This is a genomic window from Pseudomonas sp. BNK-7, from assembly GCF_048072025.1.
GTDB classification, from domain to species: Bacteria; Pseudomonadota; Gammaproteobacteria; order Pseudomonadales; family Pseudomonadaceae; genus Aquipseudomonas; species Aquipseudomonas danubii.
Window position 1 is genome coordinate 3,274,793 of sequence record NZ_CP182252.1, and the last position, 13,718, is coordinate 3,288,510.

The 13,718-nt window shown below is 57.9% G+C and carries 18 protein-coding genes; 2 read left to right on the top strand and 16 right to left on the bottom strand.

Annotated elements, in window-relative coordinates; genetic code table 11:
* Window positions 1–79: 79 nt before the first annotated feature.
* The 10 genes from ACMGF8_RS15265 to ACMGF8_RS15310 form a co-directional block, all read right to left on the bottom strand.
* Complete coding sequence (locus ACMGF8_RS15265) at window positions 80–283, bottom strand: hypothetical protein (protein WP_416760126.1); 204 nt, start codon at window positions 281–283, stop codon at window positions 80–82.
* A 2-nt stretch (window positions 284–285) separates the two neighbouring features.
* Entirely contained in the window at window positions 286–549 is a 264-nt protein-coding gene (locus ACMGF8_RS15270; RefSeq protein WP_416760128.1) for a hypothetical protein, read from the bottom strand.
* Window positions 550–618: 69 nt separating this feature from the next.
* Window positions 619–915: a hypothetical protein gene (locus tag ACMGF8_RS15275; protein WP_416760130.1), complete on the bottom strand. Its 297-nt coding sequence runs from the start codon at window positions 913–915 to the stop codon at window positions 619–621.
* 51 nt (window positions 916–966) lie between these two features.
* Entirely contained in the window at window positions 967–1,095 is a 129-nt protein-coding gene (locus tag ACMGF8_RS15280; protein ID WP_256674751.1) for a hypothetical protein, read from the bottom strand.
* A 54-nt stretch (window positions 1,096–1,149) separates the two neighbouring features.
* Complete coding sequence (locus ACMGF8_RS15285) at window positions 1,150–3,948, bottom strand: toprim domain-containing protein (RefSeq protein WP_416760310.1); 2,799 nt, start codon at window positions 3,946–3,948, stop codon at window positions 1,150–1,152.
* A gap of 61 nt (window positions 3,949–4,009) precedes the next feature.
* Window positions 4,010–4,243, bottom strand: coding sequence for a hypothetical protein (locus ACMGF8_RS15290; protein ID WP_416760133.1), 234 nt, complete (start codon window positions 4,241–4,243; stop codon window positions 4,010–4,012).
* Window positions 4,244–4,319: 76 nt separating this feature from the next.
* The gene (locus ACMGF8_RS15295) at window positions 4,320–4,691 is read right to left on the bottom strand and encodes a hypothetical protein (RefSeq protein WP_416760135.1); all 372 of its coding nucleotides are present in this window, start codon (window positions 4,689–4,691) and stop codon (window positions 4,320–4,322) included.
* Window positions 4,688–4,978, bottom strand: a complete 291-nt coding sequence (locus tag ACMGF8_RS15300; RefSeq protein ID WP_053149922.1) for an ogr/Delta-like zinc finger family protein — start codon at window positions 4,976–4,978, stop codon at window positions 4,688–4,690. The genes ACMGF8_RS15295 and ACMGF8_RS15300 overlap by 4 nt, the downstream gene beginning before the upstream one ends.
* Window positions 4,975–5,448, bottom strand: a complete 474-nt coding sequence (locus tag ACMGF8_RS15305) for a YmfL family putative regulatory protein (protein ID WP_416760137.1) — start codon at window positions 5,446–5,448, stop codon at window positions 4,975–4,977. Before ACMGF8_RS15305 ends, ACMGF8_RS15300 begins: the two co-directional genes overlap by 4 nt.
* Window positions 5,449–5,477: 29 nt before the next feature.
* Window positions 5,478–5,690, bottom strand: a complete 213-nt coding sequence (locus tag ACMGF8_RS15310; RefSeq protein WP_258611650.1) for a DNA-binding protein — start codon at window positions 5,688–5,690, stop codon at window positions 5,478–5,480.
* A gap of 84 nt (window positions 5,691–5,774) precedes the next feature.
* Here ACMGF8_RS15310 and ACMGF8_RS15315 point away from each other — a divergent pair, with 84 nt between their 5' ends.
* Together ACMGF8_RS15315 and ACMGF8_RS15320 are read left to right on the top strand one after the other, a co-directional pair.
* The gene (locus tag ACMGF8_RS15315) at window positions 5,775–6,104 is read left to right on the top strand and encodes a helix-turn-helix domain-containing protein (RefSeq protein WP_110596759.1); all 330 of its coding nucleotides are present in this window, start codon (window positions 5,775–5,777) and stop codon (window positions 6,102–6,104) included.
* A gap of 848 nt (window positions 6,105–6,952) precedes the next feature.
* Window positions 6,953–8,332, top strand: coding sequence for a KAP family P-loop NTPase fold protein (locus ACMGF8_RS15320; protein ID WP_416760140.1), 1,380 nt, complete (start codon window positions 6,953–6,955; stop codon window positions 8,330–8,332).
* Window positions 8,333–8,363: 31 nt separating this feature from the next.
* Here ACMGF8_RS15320 and ACMGF8_RS15325 read toward each other — a convergent pair whose 3' ends face one another.
* From ACMGF8_RS15325 to ACMGF8_RS15350, 6 genes are read right to left on the bottom strand one after another with little or no spacing between them, the layout of a single operon-like run.
* A complete protein-coding gene (locus ACMGF8_RS15325; protein WP_416760142.1) occupies window positions 8,364–9,632 on the bottom strand; it encodes a phage late control D family protein in 1,269 nt (422 codons plus the stop codon).
* The gene (locus tag ACMGF8_RS15330; RefSeq protein ID WP_015634845.1) at window positions 9,629–10,069 is read right to left on the bottom strand and encodes a phage tail protein; all 441 of its coding nucleotides are present in this window, start codon (window positions 10,067–10,069) and stop codon (window positions 9,629–9,631) included. Before ACMGF8_RS15330 ends, ACMGF8_RS15325 begins: the two co-directional genes overlap by 4 nt.
* Window positions 10,070–10,075: 6 nt before the next feature.
* Window positions 10,076–12,697 (bottom strand): phage tail tape measure protein, encoded by a 2,622-nt coding sequence (locus ACMGF8_RS15335; RefSeq protein WP_416760144.1) that lies wholly within the window; start codon window positions 12,695–12,697, stop codon window positions 10,076–10,078.
* Window positions 12,687–12,806 carry a GpE family phage tail protein gene (locus ACMGF8_RS15340; protein ID WP_041752072.1) on the bottom strand — a complete coding sequence of 40 codons (120 nt, stop codon included), beginning with the start codon at window positions 12,804–12,806 and terminating at the stop codon, window positions 12,687–12,689. Before ACMGF8_RS15340 ends, ACMGF8_RS15335 begins: the two co-directional genes overlap by 11 nt.
* Window positions 12,807–12,814: 8 nt before the next feature.
* Window positions 12,815–13,144, bottom strand: a complete 330-nt coding sequence (locus tag ACMGF8_RS15345) for a phage tail assembly protein (RefSeq protein ID WP_053149932.1) — start codon at window positions 13,142–13,144, stop codon at window positions 12,815–12,817.
* Between the two features lie 52 nt (window positions 13,145–13,196).
* Complete coding sequence (locus tag ACMGF8_RS15350; protein WP_110596765.1) at window positions 13,197–13,712, bottom strand: phage major tail tube protein; 516 nt, start codon at window positions 13,710–13,712, stop codon at window positions 13,197–13,199.
* Between the last annotated feature and the right edge of the window lie 6 nt (window positions 13,713–13,718).

Here is a 13,718-nt window from a genome sequence, read left to right on the forward strand (position 1 = left end):
TTCTTCTGATATTTGCATGGTGCTTCTCCTTTGGGGCGATGGGGAGTTGCAGCTCCCCGTTTAACGCCCGTTTTCCAGTTCAGCGCGCGAAACGCCGCGGCTTGTTCTGCTTGGCTGCGGCCTGTTCGGCCATGAATGCTGCCCACTCTGCTGTTTTGCTCTGTTGGCGGATCTTGCTGCAGCGTTGGTGGGTGCGGGTGGATCTGGCCTTGCCGCAGATGTCACAGCGGCTCGGCAGGTCCAGGCGATGGCTTGCCAGCGCCGGGCGGGAGCGTTCGGCCATGTTCAGAGCCCTCCGCACAACATGCGGGTGAGCTCGTTGGGCTGGCCGTCCGGAGTCAGCTTGGTTAGCGGCAGGGTGGTTCGGTGCCCGTTGCCGATGCGAACCACTGCGAGAGGGCCGTTGATCTCTACGATCACGCCATTGCGGGCACTGAGTCTGTAACTGTTGCCCTGGGCTTTAAGGGTGGTGTAACTGACCTTGTCGCCGACAGCGAGTGGTGTTGTGGTAGCCTCTGCGGTGCCGCCTTGGGGTTGATTCACTTGCATGGTGCTTCTCCTTTGGGGTGGTCGGTGTCGAGGGATTGCAGTCCCTCGGCACCACTCTTTCGGAACAATTCAGCCGGCGATGCGAACCAGGAAAATTTCCAGGTCCTTCAAACCATCGTTCTCGTCGTGAGCTGTCTGCCACTTCAATACTTCGTCGATTTGCTGGCGGGTGCAGTCATCCACGAGCAATGTGCGTTCTCCGCGCTCAATCCTGACTTCCATGATCGAAAGCAGGCCCTCTTGGGCGTATGCATCCGCGTGGATGATGCTGGTGTGCTTTCCTTGCGCGTTTCGCTGCTCCTCGATCTGCCTTAGTTGGCGGGTCTTTCCCGTTGCCCTGGCGCCTTTGATGACCTTGATATGCATGGTGCTTCTCCTTTGGGGTTGCCCAGGCGTTGCAGCACCTGGGCGGTTGGGTTAGCGGACGATGGCCAGCAGTACGTCCGGCGCGAGGTTGCCCAGGACAATCAGGACAGCCAGCGCCGCGGCGCTACAGGTCAAGGTGATCGCGTTGTCACTCAAGGTCGGTTCGTTATCGTCTTGCATGGTGCTTCTCCTTTGGGGTGCCGAAGCGTTGCAGCGCCTGGCGGGTTGGGTAGATCAGGCTTGGAAGTGCCAGCACTTCATGATGGGTTGCTTGGCGATAACGGCGTTGCTGGTCCGGGCCTGGTAGGCACGAACAGCGCTGTCAGTCGATTTGTTTGGGTGGAGCAGCTTCCGGGACCGGGAGTCTTTCAAGCGATCCCGCAGTTCGCTGATGTCTGCGATTTTCTGGCGGTGCTCGGCCGCGACCTTCACGAAGTCGTTGAGGTTGATGGCGATCACGTTTTCATTCTTGCTGTGATTGACCACCGGCCCGTCGGCATCCAGGCCTTCGAGGTACTCGTAGACTTCCCAGAATTCAGCCACCACCGGATGGTCGGAACTGATCGAGGCTTGGCGCTCGATGGCCATGCTGATGATCAGGGCCCGGGTGCCGTTGATTTGCTGATCGCTGAGTTTCACAACGGTCTGCAAGCAGTCCAGAAGGGCGAGCAACTGGGCGTGGTTTTTGTTGATGCGCTCAACCCGGATGTAGCCGCGCAGGTTGTTGCCACAATGCTTACAGGCGCTTCCCTCGTCTTGGAACGCCGTGCCGCAAGCGAAACAGTGGGAGTGAAGGGTTCGCAGCTTGGCCTCGTACCCTGGCAGGCGCTGGCCGAACAGCTCCATGATGTCCTGCTCTTTGCGCACGGCCTGGAGCAGAAAGTTACTCAGGGTCGAGCCTTCCAGGGAGTTCAGCAGGTCGGCCGCTGCACGGCTTTCTGGCGTGACGTTGGGGCGGACGAAGTGCAGCTTGACGATCCTGGTCATGATCGCTTCAGAAGCCACCACGGGGGCGTTCTGGCTGATTGCGATGGTGCCGCGGAATGGGGGCTCGTAAGTCTCGTTGCCGGCTGTCTTTACGCCTTTGGTCGCCAGGGTGCCGCCGCCGTAGTAGTCCTTGAGCTCGTCCCATTCAAAGGTTTTGGCGTGTGCCTTGTCGTCGCCGCTGCGGTCGGACTCCAGCAGAACGATGGGCATGCCCGATACCTGGCCCATCAGACGGCTACGGCCGGCCTTGGTGGATTTGGACGGGTCGAAGCCTTCATAGCCCTCACGACCCAGCAACTTCCATAGCAGGGTGAGCAAGGTGGTCTTGCCGGCGCCGGCTTCACCCGTGGCTTCCAGGAACGGAAAGGACTGGTAGCGGCTACGGATCTGTTCGGCGAACAGGGAGCCAAACCAGAAGGCCAGAGCTACGATGCCCTGGGTGCCGAAGCACTGCCAGAGTAGGCCCAGCCAGCGCGGATCGTAGTGCTTGGCATCTTTGGTCAGGCCGATCTTCACACCCTTCTGCAGCGACTTCAGCTTGAGCTTGCCCATCTCGAAGAACTCCTCCTCGTTGATGCTGATGAGCTGGCCCTCGCGAACGGCTATATCGTTGAAGACGTAGCAGCCGTATTCCTTGCTGTAGCCGACGTAGTCGATGGTCTGCACGGTTTTGATAGCGTAAAGCTGGTCCTTCATGATCTTGTCCAACTGCTGGCCGCTACCGGTGAATACGGCCCCTGCGGCCATGCCAAGCAGGCGCTTCTTGAACTCGCTGGCAGCGGCGACCTGACCACCAGTGAAGGTGTTCTTCACTGAGCCGCCGTCGTGAGGGAAGTCGACCCGGAAGAAGTACCAGGACTCGTCCGTAATTTCGTTGCGCTGGAAATACAGAGCCTTGGGGTAGCAGTTGGCGATTTCGACGACGCAGCCGGCAACGTTCAACGCTTTCTCTCGCAGTTGCCGCTCGTTAAGGACTTGGGCGTCCTGGTCGTCGCTTTTCTCCAGGGCCTGCTTGGCGCTGTTGAACTTGGCAAGGTCCAACTTCCACCAGTACAGGCGGGAGTCGAAGCAGAAGTGAAACTCCTCCCGCTCGCGCCACTGGTACATGAGCAACGCCTTGTCGGTGGCGCTTTCAGCGATCAGCAGGGCGCCATGGTGGCGTGCTTCCGCCAGGTCCTTGTCGATCCTGTGTGCCCGTTCAACCTCATCCTCCATGAAGGCCCAGCGCTGGTGCAGATCGTTCCAGTCGACCTTGCGAGCGTCGGGTTGCGGGATCTGCGCCGCTTCGCAAATGAACCCCAGCTCGCGAGCACGCTTGACCCAGGTCCGAGTGTATTTATGCGCGCCCGGCTCGTTGTCCAGCGCCCAGATGAGCTTGGGCGGCTTGCCTGCTCGGGCGGCGATCAATGCCTTCAGCGACTCTTCAGGAAAGGCATTGGAGGAAAGCGCCGACACTGCTGATATGCCGTTATGAATCAGTGCAATGGCGTCGAAGATTCCCTCGACAATCCACAGTTCGTTGACCTGCAGCAGATCCAGGCAAGGCGGGCACCACCAGTAGCCTTTGTAGCTTTGTCCAGGCTGAAAGCGGGCTTTCTTCTTGCCGAAGCGTGAGGGCTGATCAATCAGGCGCTCCCAGTAACCGCCGTGATCCAGGGGGAAGCGCACCGTCGCGGAGCCGATGTTCAGCTCTCCGTCGAAGTAGTTGTCTTGGGTGAACCAACCTGTGATGAGTTCCAGCCGGAAGCCGCGGGAGAAGGTGAGATAGGCTTTGGCGCTGGCCGTGGGATTGTCATCCGTAGCCGGTGCGCGCTTGCTCCAGTTGTCGAACAGATCAGGGTACAGCTCCTTGGTGGGCGCCATGTACTTGCAGTTTTGCTCCCGGCCACAACGGATGAACCAGGGCTCGTCGTGGCGGGAGAACAGGCGTCGCTGATTGCACTGAGGGCAGGTGCCCTTGCGCATGTACTTCGTGCCAGCCATGTGCTGGAGGCCGAAGTCGGCCTCCAGGCGCTGAATCACGTCAAGACGGATCTGGTGTTCCATGGGCTTGCGGTTCACAGCAACGGCTCCATGGTCGTGAAATGGCTTTCCAGGTTCATTGGGGTTACTTCTCTTCGCCGAGGCAGTGTTTAAGGGCGCCAATCAGGCGTTTTTGCGCGGCCATTACTGGAAAAGCCGCGAGTAGCGAGCCATGCCGTAAACCCTCGGGGATCATGCGAAAGCGGTCGTCATACCAGTGTTCGTTGAACAGGGCGCTGTAGTCAGCCCGGAGCGCTTGGAGCAGGGCTTCGGCCTGTTCGCGGGGCAGTTTTGCGGTGATGGCGATGTCGATTTCCATGGTCCACCTCAGATTTCGGGCAAAGCTCACCCAAACCCACGGGGAACGGGGCAGGGCGGGGTGTTTTAAAAGGGTGTTATCGAGGGTGCGGCTTGAGAGCAGAGTCGCGCTGGGTGAGCAGAGTCTGTGGCAGAAGCCTTGCCGGGACTGGGTAGCGCAGATCGGCTCGGGTATCGATCAGATGCACGACCTTGCAGCCAGGAACGGAGCCCCAATCGACACCAATCCATTTGCGCTGCTGGATCACCTGCAGCTCGGTCCAGGCGTTGTGCACCAGCTGTTCAGCCATGAACACCGGCACTTCCAGGGCAGTCGTCAAGTGTCGGACGCAGTTGTCGTAGAGCCTGTCGGAATCCACCAGGTACTGCGCTTCATGTCGTTGCAGATAGGCAAACGCCGCACGTTGCATGCAGCTGCGGTAGTCATGGGGCAGATGTTCGTGATTCATGGCGCACACTCCATTTCCATTTGGTCGAGCAGATCGGGTTGATCGTTGGCGGTCTTCATTGCCGCGCGGCGTAGGGCGATGTCGGCGATGGGGAGGCGCACGGATGGGTTGGCCATACCGCTGGGGCTCATCTCGTGGGTCATCTCGAATTCAGCGCGTACTGACCAACCACAGGCCTCGTTGGTGCACTGCAGGTAGGCCACCCGCAAGAAAATATGCGTTCCTTCGCTGGTGCGAATGCGCATGCGGCTGAGGCAGTGCGGGCAGACCAGTTTGTAGGTGCTCAATGCTGGCGCTCCTTGCTGTGCAGTAGGATCGTGGCCAGCACCTCGGAATGTCGTGCCGACATGTAGCGTTGATGTGCGCCAAGGATGGCCTCGGCTTCTCCAGGCTCGATAACGCCGTCTTCCAGGGCCTTGGCGATGATCTGGTCGACATAGCCGCGCTTGGCGGCGGCATTCACGGAGCGGCTGTAGAGATCGACGTTGTCCAGGGTTTCGGGCTTGGCCAGTGGCACAAACATGCCTCCGTAGAGGCTGGCGATGTACTCGGGTAAATGAGTAGTGCGGGAGTCCTGTTCCAGCAGGTGGATCTGTTCATCGCTGAGCGGCCGACTGCCGGCGTTCTCATAGACGTGGTTATCGAATTTCTTGAGCTCATAGCCGAGGCGAGCGGCGGCACACTCACGACCGCCTGGGTAATCGCATACCACCGCGCTCATTACCTGTCGTTTTGTCGCTAGAACCGGGCGTTTCATCTTCTGGTTTCCTCTTGGAGCCAGAGGCCCTAGTTTGTGATTTCGCCGTCTTTGATGCCGAGCAGGACGGCCGCACGGTGAGCTTCACCGCGCAGGCATTTTTTCTGTCCGTTGAGCACCGCGTACACGGTTGAAGGGTTGAGTGTGTGTTGCTGAGCCCAATCTCGTGCCGAAATGCCCTGGCGCGCCAGGCGAGCTCGGGCCTCTTGGCATGCTTGCTCTGTTGGGTAGGCGTTGTGCATAGTCTCGTTTCGTGTGATTTCGTGTGATGATTTGCGAATTATTTCCCAATAAATTGGGATAGTCAATTCGCTATGGAGACATTTGTGGGAATTGGCGATCGCCTGAAGGAAGAGCGGGAACGTCTGGGATTCAACCAGACCGAGTTCGCTGCCATTGGACAGGCTTCGAAAAATAGCCAGTACAACTACGAAAAAGGTGAGCGCAGCCCTGATGCTGTGTACCTGGCAGCGGTCGCAGAGAAAGGCGTGGATATTCTTTACGTTGTCACTGGTGAGCGGAGGCCAGCACTCGCTGACTCCGTGCCGGCGGACGAGTTACATCTGTTGGAGTTTTACCGGGACATGACTCATGACGACCGACAATCGCTAGTTCGCATGGCTTACGCGCTCGCAAAAGCAGGTAGGGCGATATAGGAACGACATACAAGGGCCTTGCTGTCGCTTGGTCCCTAGAGCTCAAAAGGACGTGACTCACAATGAAGAAAACTATGGCGGCTGCTGTTCTATTTCCTATGTTTACGTCCGCTGCAATGGCGGACGTTCACCAGGTCGACGAAGCAACAATAGTAAAGGCCGTCGGCTCTCCAGTGCTCAAACGATCTCAAGAAGTGGACTCCTCTGGTTGCAAGGTTTCTGGATATACATTTGGCGACAAGAACTTTTCCATGAAGTTGGAATTCAAGTGCGACCGAATCAATGTCGGCTGGACTACCGCTCCAGAGCCTGAGTACGAAGCAAAAAGTAAGCAAGCCTCTGCCTTAGCGAAAAAGGCTGTTGCATTGCTTACAGGCGAAAATGGGGTGGAGGTAGATAGGGTTCTAGTTGGAGGTGCATACGAGGGTCGGACCTTTTCGAATGGCCTCTCCGTGAGCGGTTCATGTGTTATGAATTCGTGCTTGTTGACTTTCCGCTAGATCACGGATGTTAAGCGGTTTACTTGGAATGTGCTGAAAATCTACTGCTCCCCGGGTGGCATAGACGGCGCCGTATTGGTGTCCTGCACCCGTAGCGTGTGAATGGAGTAATCGCATGTTGGAGAACAGTAACGTGTCTGAAAACAAGGTGTCGGCCGTAGGTATGAACTCTCTTAGTAAGCAGGAGGTAGTCTTGCTTTCGATGTTCAGAACTATTAATGCGCAACAGCAAAAAGACGTATTGCGTATATTGGAGGTATTCACTCAGCTACTTAAGTAGTTGTCGGAGGCCCCGGACAGGTTTCGGGGTTTATTTTTTAGTTATGAATGTTTATAGCGAGTATTAGTATGGGCGGAGATGTAGGGGTTTGGAATGATGATTTTATGGGGCGTCAGCTAAGTAGTGATTTTCTCACTAAGTATCTTCTCTCAAATGACCATATTAAAGTTTTGAATGTAAACTCTCCTTGGGGGTCGGGTAAGACGTTTTTCATGCAGCGCTGGAAAGAAACTCTGAGCAAGAAACATGTATGTGTCATGTTTAATGCTTGGGAAACGGACTACTCAGCTGAGCCTTTATTGGCATTGATTACATGTATAGAACAGCAGACAAAAGACAAACTAGATATCACTGCTACAGAGCCTGGGAGACGAGCGGTAGACCTCAGCGCAAATATTTTGAGAAAGGCGGCCCCACTTATTGCAAAAGGGTTAGTTAAAAAATATGTTGGTGTTGAATTGGATGAGCTTTTAGGAAAGGATGGCGGTGATGATTTGGCTGATGGTGCAAAGAATCTGGTTTCATCATTGATTGAGGATCAAGCTAAGACTGCTGAGCATGTTGGTGAATTTAAGGTGGCAGTTGTTGATCGATTGGTGGAGGCCGCAGAAAATAACTCTCTTGCTGTCCCCGCTTTTATCTTTATAGATGAGTTGGATCGGTGTCGGCCAACTTATGCTATTGAGTTGCTTGAGCGAATAAAGCACTTCTTTGAGTTGGAAAATTGTAAGTTTATAATTGCTTCGGACTCAAGTCAGTTGGCGCATTCGATAAAGGCTGTTTACGGTCAAGGTTTTTCTTCCGGGGAGTATTTGAAAAGGTTTTTTGATGCCGAGTTTTCTTTGGATAATGCTAATTTGTACGGTTTTGTACGTGGGAAATTATCAAATATTGAATCGCATTTGCTAGGTGTGATTGTGGATGGCGCGCCGGTGCAATTTTATAATAGTGCGCATCGTGTTGTGACTGTTGAAGCTGATACATCAACTCTACGTGCGGGTGATGGGTACTCTGAAAACTGTCTTTTGATGGTTGTATTGTGTAAGGCTTTTAATGTTCAGCTGAGAGAGATTGTTTCTTATATACGGCAGATAGAGGCTTGCTGCGCTTTTTTTGAAGGTAAAGTGCATTTTTTCTGTTTGGCGATATTGGTTTTTTCAAGAGCGAAAGGTCTGGATTTTTACAAGGAAATAACTTCTGGTGAATGGGGGGCTGCGGTAATTCGTGAACTTGATTCTAAAGTGTTGAAGTGTAAGGTTCATGCGAAATATAGCTTGGTTACTGTTGGGGATTTAATTAATTATAATATTGGCTTGATGCGTGGCAGAATGCCTGATAAAGAGGGTGAGTCTAATGATTGGAGGCTTCATATTTTAAAGAGTTATGAAGTTGTGCCGAAGTTGAGTAGCTATAAGTCTTTGGTGGATATGGCACATCAACTTACTTGATGTATAAAGATTTCTGCATGTCCTGTGAGGTCTATGTTTTCTTTGCATGGACCTTTTGCCACTCCCGATCGACTGCCCGCTTCGCCGTCGTCTTGCTCGCATACAACCACCTCAGCCGCCGCGGCTTGCTCTGATCCCCGGCCGTGATGGTCTTCTCTTTACTGGTCTTCTTGTCACGGTAGTAGGCGATGATCCCTGTGTAATCCCCTTTGTTCTCCTCGGCCAACCCTTCGACGGTGTCCTCGGGCAACTTGCTTTCCAGCTCCAGGCTGACGGTGTAGCCGCTGTCGGCGCTGAGGCTGTGCTGTACGTTGCCGCCGTACCAGATAATCGCATCGATCTCGGGCTTCACGCCTTCCAGGGTATAGGTCAGTTCGGGGATCAGATCCGGCCGGCCCACGGCCAGGGTGTAGCTCAGGGTGGCGCTGCCACGCTGCAGGCGGTTGAATTCGGCACGGGCGGCTCGCAGTGCTGACTGGCGGTCGCTGTAGGTGTGACGCAGGTCTTTGAGGTTGTCGCCGCCGCCGGCGATGGCCTCTTGTTTCTTGGCACTGTTCACGTCGTAGAAGTAGGCACGCACGCCGTCGTAGCTGTCGCGGTCGGCCTGCAGATAGCGGTGCTGGTCACCGTCGGCACGGGTGAGGGTTATGTGCGGGAGCTCCATGCCGCTGGCGGTCTTGCCGCCACCGGCCGGAATGCACAGCAGGCATCCAGCCTTGACGGTGACCACGGCGTCGAACTCTTCACCGACTCGGCTGATCAGGTTGGCGTCTGATTCGTTGGCCTGGTCCAACTGCAGGATGGGCAGGCCGTCCAGGGCGCCGGCAATGGTGGCGGTCAAACCGTTACCGATGGCGATATCGCCCAGGACATCGCCGAGGGTGGTGTTGCTCCAGCTCCGCTCGCGTTTGGTTTTCAGCCCTTTGCGCAGATCGGCCGAGCGCGCCCGGATGCTGAGCACGTCCGGAGCGCCGCTGTGCTCGGTCTCGTCGACAGTGTAGGTGCCCTTGTCTACCAGTCCGGTATCACTCCAGCCCAGCCAAAGCCTGATCACGGCGCCCTTCGGCGGAATGGCCAGCAGCCCGTCATGATCGCTCAGGGTGATGCTGAGCTGATCGGCTTCAATGCCGCGGTTGTCAGTCAGTTGCAGGCTCATCAGGCGCGGGCTGATGAGTTGGGCGATATCGTTGCCGTCTACGGTGATGCGGAAGGCCGGGACAGCATAGGCGGCGTCGCGGCGGTACCGGTTGGCAGCGTCTTCGATAAAGCCCGTAACACGGGCGAGGGCGGCATCAATCACAGCAGCATCCTCAAGATACTTACGCCAGTGCTGCCGGCGGCGCCGATCAGGTCTATCCGGTCGTCATCGATGCGCTTGAGGTTGAGCGTGAACTCCAGGCGCCGCGGCGTGCCATCACGGAAAAAAACCGTCTTGGTCTCGCTCAGGCTCTCGATCACCCACAAACCGTAGATCCGGCCGCTACCTTCGACCATGGGCCAGGCCTTGCCGGTGTTCGCCATCAGCCGCAGGGTGTCGAGGCTCAGCACAGATCCGGCCAATTCGGGCAGGATGACGCCCGGCAAGGTGATCGAGTCGTCGCCTCGGCCCACAAACTGCCTGGCTGGAGCGGCGCCGATGCGGGTATTGCTGACGTGTCGCCACTCGGTCTGTCGTTGCAGCTCCTGGTAGGCGGCTGTGGAAAGGCTGAAGACGAACATGCCCAAGGCCATCATCATGGCGATTTACTCCAGGTCGGACAGTTGGCTGCGCTTGCGGGCGCCTTTTTCGCTTTCAATGCGCGCAAGTTCTGCCCGCACGGCGCGGCCGATTGCCAAGGCATCCATGCCAGGCGTGGGGTGGATGTTGATTTCGTAGGTGTCGTGGCTGTCGTAGGTGGCCGCAGCAGCTGGGCTGATGGGCGCGCGCGTATCGACCGAGAGGCCTGGCATGGCAGTAACGCCCAGGCCCATGCTGCCCGCCGTGGTGAGCTGTTGGCCTAGGTCGTTTACCGCGTTCAGCGGGCCTTTCTGGCCGGCCTGCAGTCCCTGTGTCAGCCCTTCCATGGTGAAGCCGCCGAGTTCGGCAAACACACGCGATGGGCTGTGGATGTCGAGCTTTTCCTTGAACCATCCAATGGTTGAATCGCCGATCGCGCCGATGGTCTCTTTCACCTTGCCCATGCCGGCGAGGAGGCCATTCACCAGGCCGTTGACGATCATGTTGCCGAACTCGGTGAACTGGGTCGGGAGATCGAGGCCCAGGTAGTTCAGGACCTCGGCGAATGCCCGGTAGATGATCCCGATGGGGCTGAAGTTGGCCAGGACGGTCAAGATGCCGCCAATGCCTCCGTCGAACCCGGCTTTGATCTCGTTCCAGAGGCTGATGACATAGGCCTTCACCGCGTCCCAGTTCTTGTAGATCAAGTAAGCGGCACCTGCGAGGACAGCCACGACGGCAGCGATTGCCAGTACCACCGGGTTTGCCGCGAGCCCCCACATAGCAATGCTGACCGTGCGCAGAGCCGCGATCAGCGGACCGCCCAGGGCCATGGCCAGCACGCGGATACCCTGGCCAATCAAGCCGAGGGCACCGCTGCCCTTGATGCCGAACAAGGTCAGGGCGTAGCGCACCATCGCGAAGGGACCAATCATGCTTGCCAGGCCGATGCTGAGGCCGCCCATGATGGTCATCAGTAAGGCGATGCCGGCGACGGTCTTGGCGATCTGGCGGGTCAACTCGGGGTTGGCTTTCACCCATGCGCCCACACGGTTTGCCACCTCTCCCAGCGACTGGATGAGCTCCTTCAGTTCCGGGGCCATCACGTTGCCAACGTCGGCCATGGCGTTGGTCCAACTGCCCTCGGCGGCTTCCAGAACGTTTGCCAGCGTCGACAGCTGCACGTTCACCCGGGTCCGCAGGTCGGCCTGGGTCTGCATCTTGCCCTCGACTTCGCGATAGCCGGCAATGCCCTTGGCCATCATGGTGTTGAGGGTAGTCAGGGTCTCGCTGTCGTCGCCGAACATGCTTTTGATCAGGTCGAGGCGAACCTCGGTGTTCAGGCCCTTGAGCTTCTCCAGTTGGGCGTACATCTTCTCGATGCCGCCGAACTCGCCTTTGCCGTCGGTGAAGTCGAGCTTCAGCGAGATCCCGCGTTCGGCCTTCAGATCATCCAGTGACTTCTGGATTTTCGCGTTGGCCATCGCGCCCTGGAAAATCTTCCGGTAGGCGTTACCCGCAGCGCCGCCTTCCATACCGGCCTGATCCATCATCACCAGCAGGGGAGTAAGAACCTTGCTCGCTTCCAGGCCCTGTTTCTTGATGATGTCCATCACCGGGGAGATCTTGCTGAAGCCCTGCAGCATGTTGCCGCTGTCCACGCCCAGGTAATAGGTGCGCTGGATGGTGTCCATCAGCGCCATCATGTCGCCTTCGGTGGTCCGGGTGGCATCCTGCATTTTCGCCGCGAACTCTGCGGCGGCGGTCACCGGCATCTGCAACTGAACGCCCAGGTACGCGGCGGCCTCGCCGGTACCGCCGAGGATGTTGGTCGCCGTGAGCCCCTGGCGCCGGAGCATCGTCATCATTTCCTGGAAGTCGGCAGTAGTGCCGGGCAGGCGGTCACCGAGCTGGGTGGCCAGAGCCGTCATTTTTTCGAACTCGACAGCAATGGAGCCGTCCGGCGCCATCATCGACACCTTCAGCTGGGTTGCGGCGTTCTCTGCGGGGGCAAAGGCATCTACTGCCGCCTTCAGCGGCCGGCTCAGGGCATAGCCGGCGCCAAGCCCAGCGGCACCGCTTGCAGCCATTCCTCCGGATACGCTCTGAGCCTTCTCGTAACTCCTCTTCGCGTTGGCGAGCTGTCGTTGCTGCCCTGCCAGACGCCTGAGCTTGGCTTCCTGCTGCCCTATGGTCTGGTTGGTCTGGGTGATTTTGCTGCGCAAGTCACGCTCGGCCTGCCCAAGGTTGCGCGTGCTGATGCCGGCGTCGTAGAGCCTCGTGCGCAAGCCCTGAAGCTGCTCGCCCTGTTGTTGGTGCTGCTGCTTAAGCCGCTGCGCCTCCCGGATCGCTGAGCGCATGTCCCGGGTCATGGCCTTGGTCGGCGCACCGGTGGCGGCGAATTGCTGGCTGAGCGCTCGCACGCGATCACGGGCGGCTCCGAGAGCCTGCTCGGTTTGTTCGGCAGCGGCGCGCTGGGCGCGCCAGGCGCTGATGTCTTTCTGCTGCGCGTTGAGCTGTTTGAGGTTGTCCCGGGCATCTTTCAATGCCCGGGCAGCGCCGATGCTGCTCTTGTTGATCGACTTCAGGGGGCCGGTAGCCTTGTCGATGGCGTTGAGTAGCACCTGAAGCTTGAGGTCATTCGCCATCGGTGGAGCTCCGCACCCTGGCGCGCTCGCGCCAGTCCATCAGTTCCTGCAGGCCCAGCTGGTCCATGTCAGCCGGCGCCCAGTGAAAAACCACGGCCAGATCGGCCATGGCGTCCTCTACGCAACGAGGGATACTTCCGTCTTCACCGACTTCTGCAACAAAAAACCGGAGATCTTGCTACCGCAGGCCAGCAGGTCGGCAGGGTCCATGGCCGCGGCTTCCGGCGCGGTGATGCCCGGGTTGCTGATGCGCGGCAGGATCTTGATCAGGGTGGCAACGTCCATGTTGAGCAGTTCGACCAGGTGCACGCCGCGCAACTCGCCGGCTTGGGGTTTGCGCAGGGTGATCATGTCGATGGTGGTCTTGCCCCGGGTGATCGGGGTGTCGAGGACTACAGTGTTGTCTTCGACTTCGGCAGGGGCTTGGGTGTTGTCGTCGGTGTTCATTGAGGGCTCCAGGTTGCAGTGTTATTCGCTCTCGGTCCGAGAGCGGCGGGGATCAGATGCCGATGGCGTTGCGCTGCTTCTCCAGCATGTCGACGCCGTTGACCTTCTCGATGAAGTTGAGCAGGTCGATTTCGATGATGTCTTCGTTGTCCACGGTCAGCTTGTAGTAGCTGCAAGTGGTGGTGATGCTGTGCTCGGTGTCTTCGCCGGGGGAGGCGTCGCCCATCTCGATGGTTTCGTGCCGGCCACGTACCACCACCTCGACGGTGCTGACGTCGCCGGTGTCGTCCTGCTGAAAGGCACCGGAGAAGCGCAGCATGATCCCGGAGGCATTCACCGAGCCGAACTGGCGCAGGGCGATCAGGTCCAGACCGCCGGTTTTCCATTCGAACTGGATGCCGTCATCGGAGAAGCCCAGGTCTGCCTTGACCGAGCCGTTCATGCCGCCGCCCCGGTAGGACTCCATCTTGCGGCCGAGGGGCGGCAGGGTGACCGACTTGACCACGCCCAGGTAGCTGTTGCCGTCGTTGAACAGGTTGAGGTTTTTCAGTTTGCGAGGCATGGCCATGGTGGT

Bases quoted from the DNA above. Each gene is read 5' to 3' on its own strand.
- ACMGF8_RS15280 (WP_256674751.1), bottom strand. From the start codon at position 1,095: ATGCAAGACGATAACGAACCGACCTTGAGTGACAACGCGATCACCTTG.
- ACMGF8_RS15350 (WP_110596765.1), bottom strand. From the start codon at position 13,712: ATGGCCATGCCTCGCAAACTGAAAAACCTCAACCTGTTCAACGACGGC.
- ACMGF8_RS15335 (WP_416760144.1), bottom strand. From the start codon at position 12,697: ATGGCGAATGACCTCAAGCTTCAGGTGCTACTCAACGCCATCGACAAG.
- ACMGF8_RS15270 (WP_416760128.1), bottom strand. From the start codon at position 549: ATGCAAGTGAATCAACCCCAAGGCGGCACCGCAGAGGCTACCACAACA.
- ACMGF8_RS15275 (WP_416760130.1), bottom strand. From the start codon at position 915: ATGCATATCAAGGTCATCAAAGGCGCCAGGGCAACGGGAAAGACCCGC.
- ACMGF8_RS15345 (WP_053149932.1), bottom strand. From the start codon at position 13,144: ATGAACACCGACGACAACACCCAAGCCCCTGCCGAAGTCGAAGACAAC.
- ACMGF8_RS15285 (WP_416760310.1), bottom strand. From the start codon at position 3,948: ATGGAACACCAGATCCGTCTTGACGTGATTCAGCGCCTGGAGGCCGAC.
- ACMGF8_RS15290 (WP_416760133.1), bottom strand. From the start codon at position 4,243: ATGGAAATCGACATCGCCATCACCGCAAAACTGCCCCGCGAACAGGCC.
- ACMGF8_RS15295 (WP_416760135.1), bottom strand. From the start codon at position 4,691: ATGAATCACGAACATCTGCCCCATGACTACCGCAGCTGCATGCAACGT.
- ACMGF8_RS15330 (WP_015634845.1), bottom strand. From the start codon at position 10,069: ATGATGATGGCCTTGGGCATGTTCGTCTTCAGCCTTTCCACAGCCGCC.
- ACMGF8_RS15320 (WP_416760140.1), top strand. From the start codon at position 6,953: ATGGGCGGAGATGTAGGGGTTTGGAATGATGATTTTATGGGGCGTCAG.
- ACMGF8_RS15305 (WP_416760137.1), bottom strand. From the start codon at position 5,448: ATGAAACGCCCGGTTCTAGCGACAAAACGACAGGTAATGAGCGCGGTG.
- ACMGF8_RS15310 (WP_258611650.1), bottom strand. From the start codon at position 5,690: ATGCACAACGCCTACCCAACAGAGCAAGCATGCCAAGAGGCCCGAGCT.
- ACMGF8_RS15340 (WP_041752072.1), bottom strand. From the start codon at position 12,806: ATGGCCGATCTGGCCGTGGTTTTTCACTGGGCGCCGGCTGACATGGAC.
- ACMGF8_RS15265 (WP_416760126.1), bottom strand. From the start codon at position 283: ATGGCCGAACGCTCCCGCCCGGCGCTGGCAAGCCATCGCCTGGACCTG.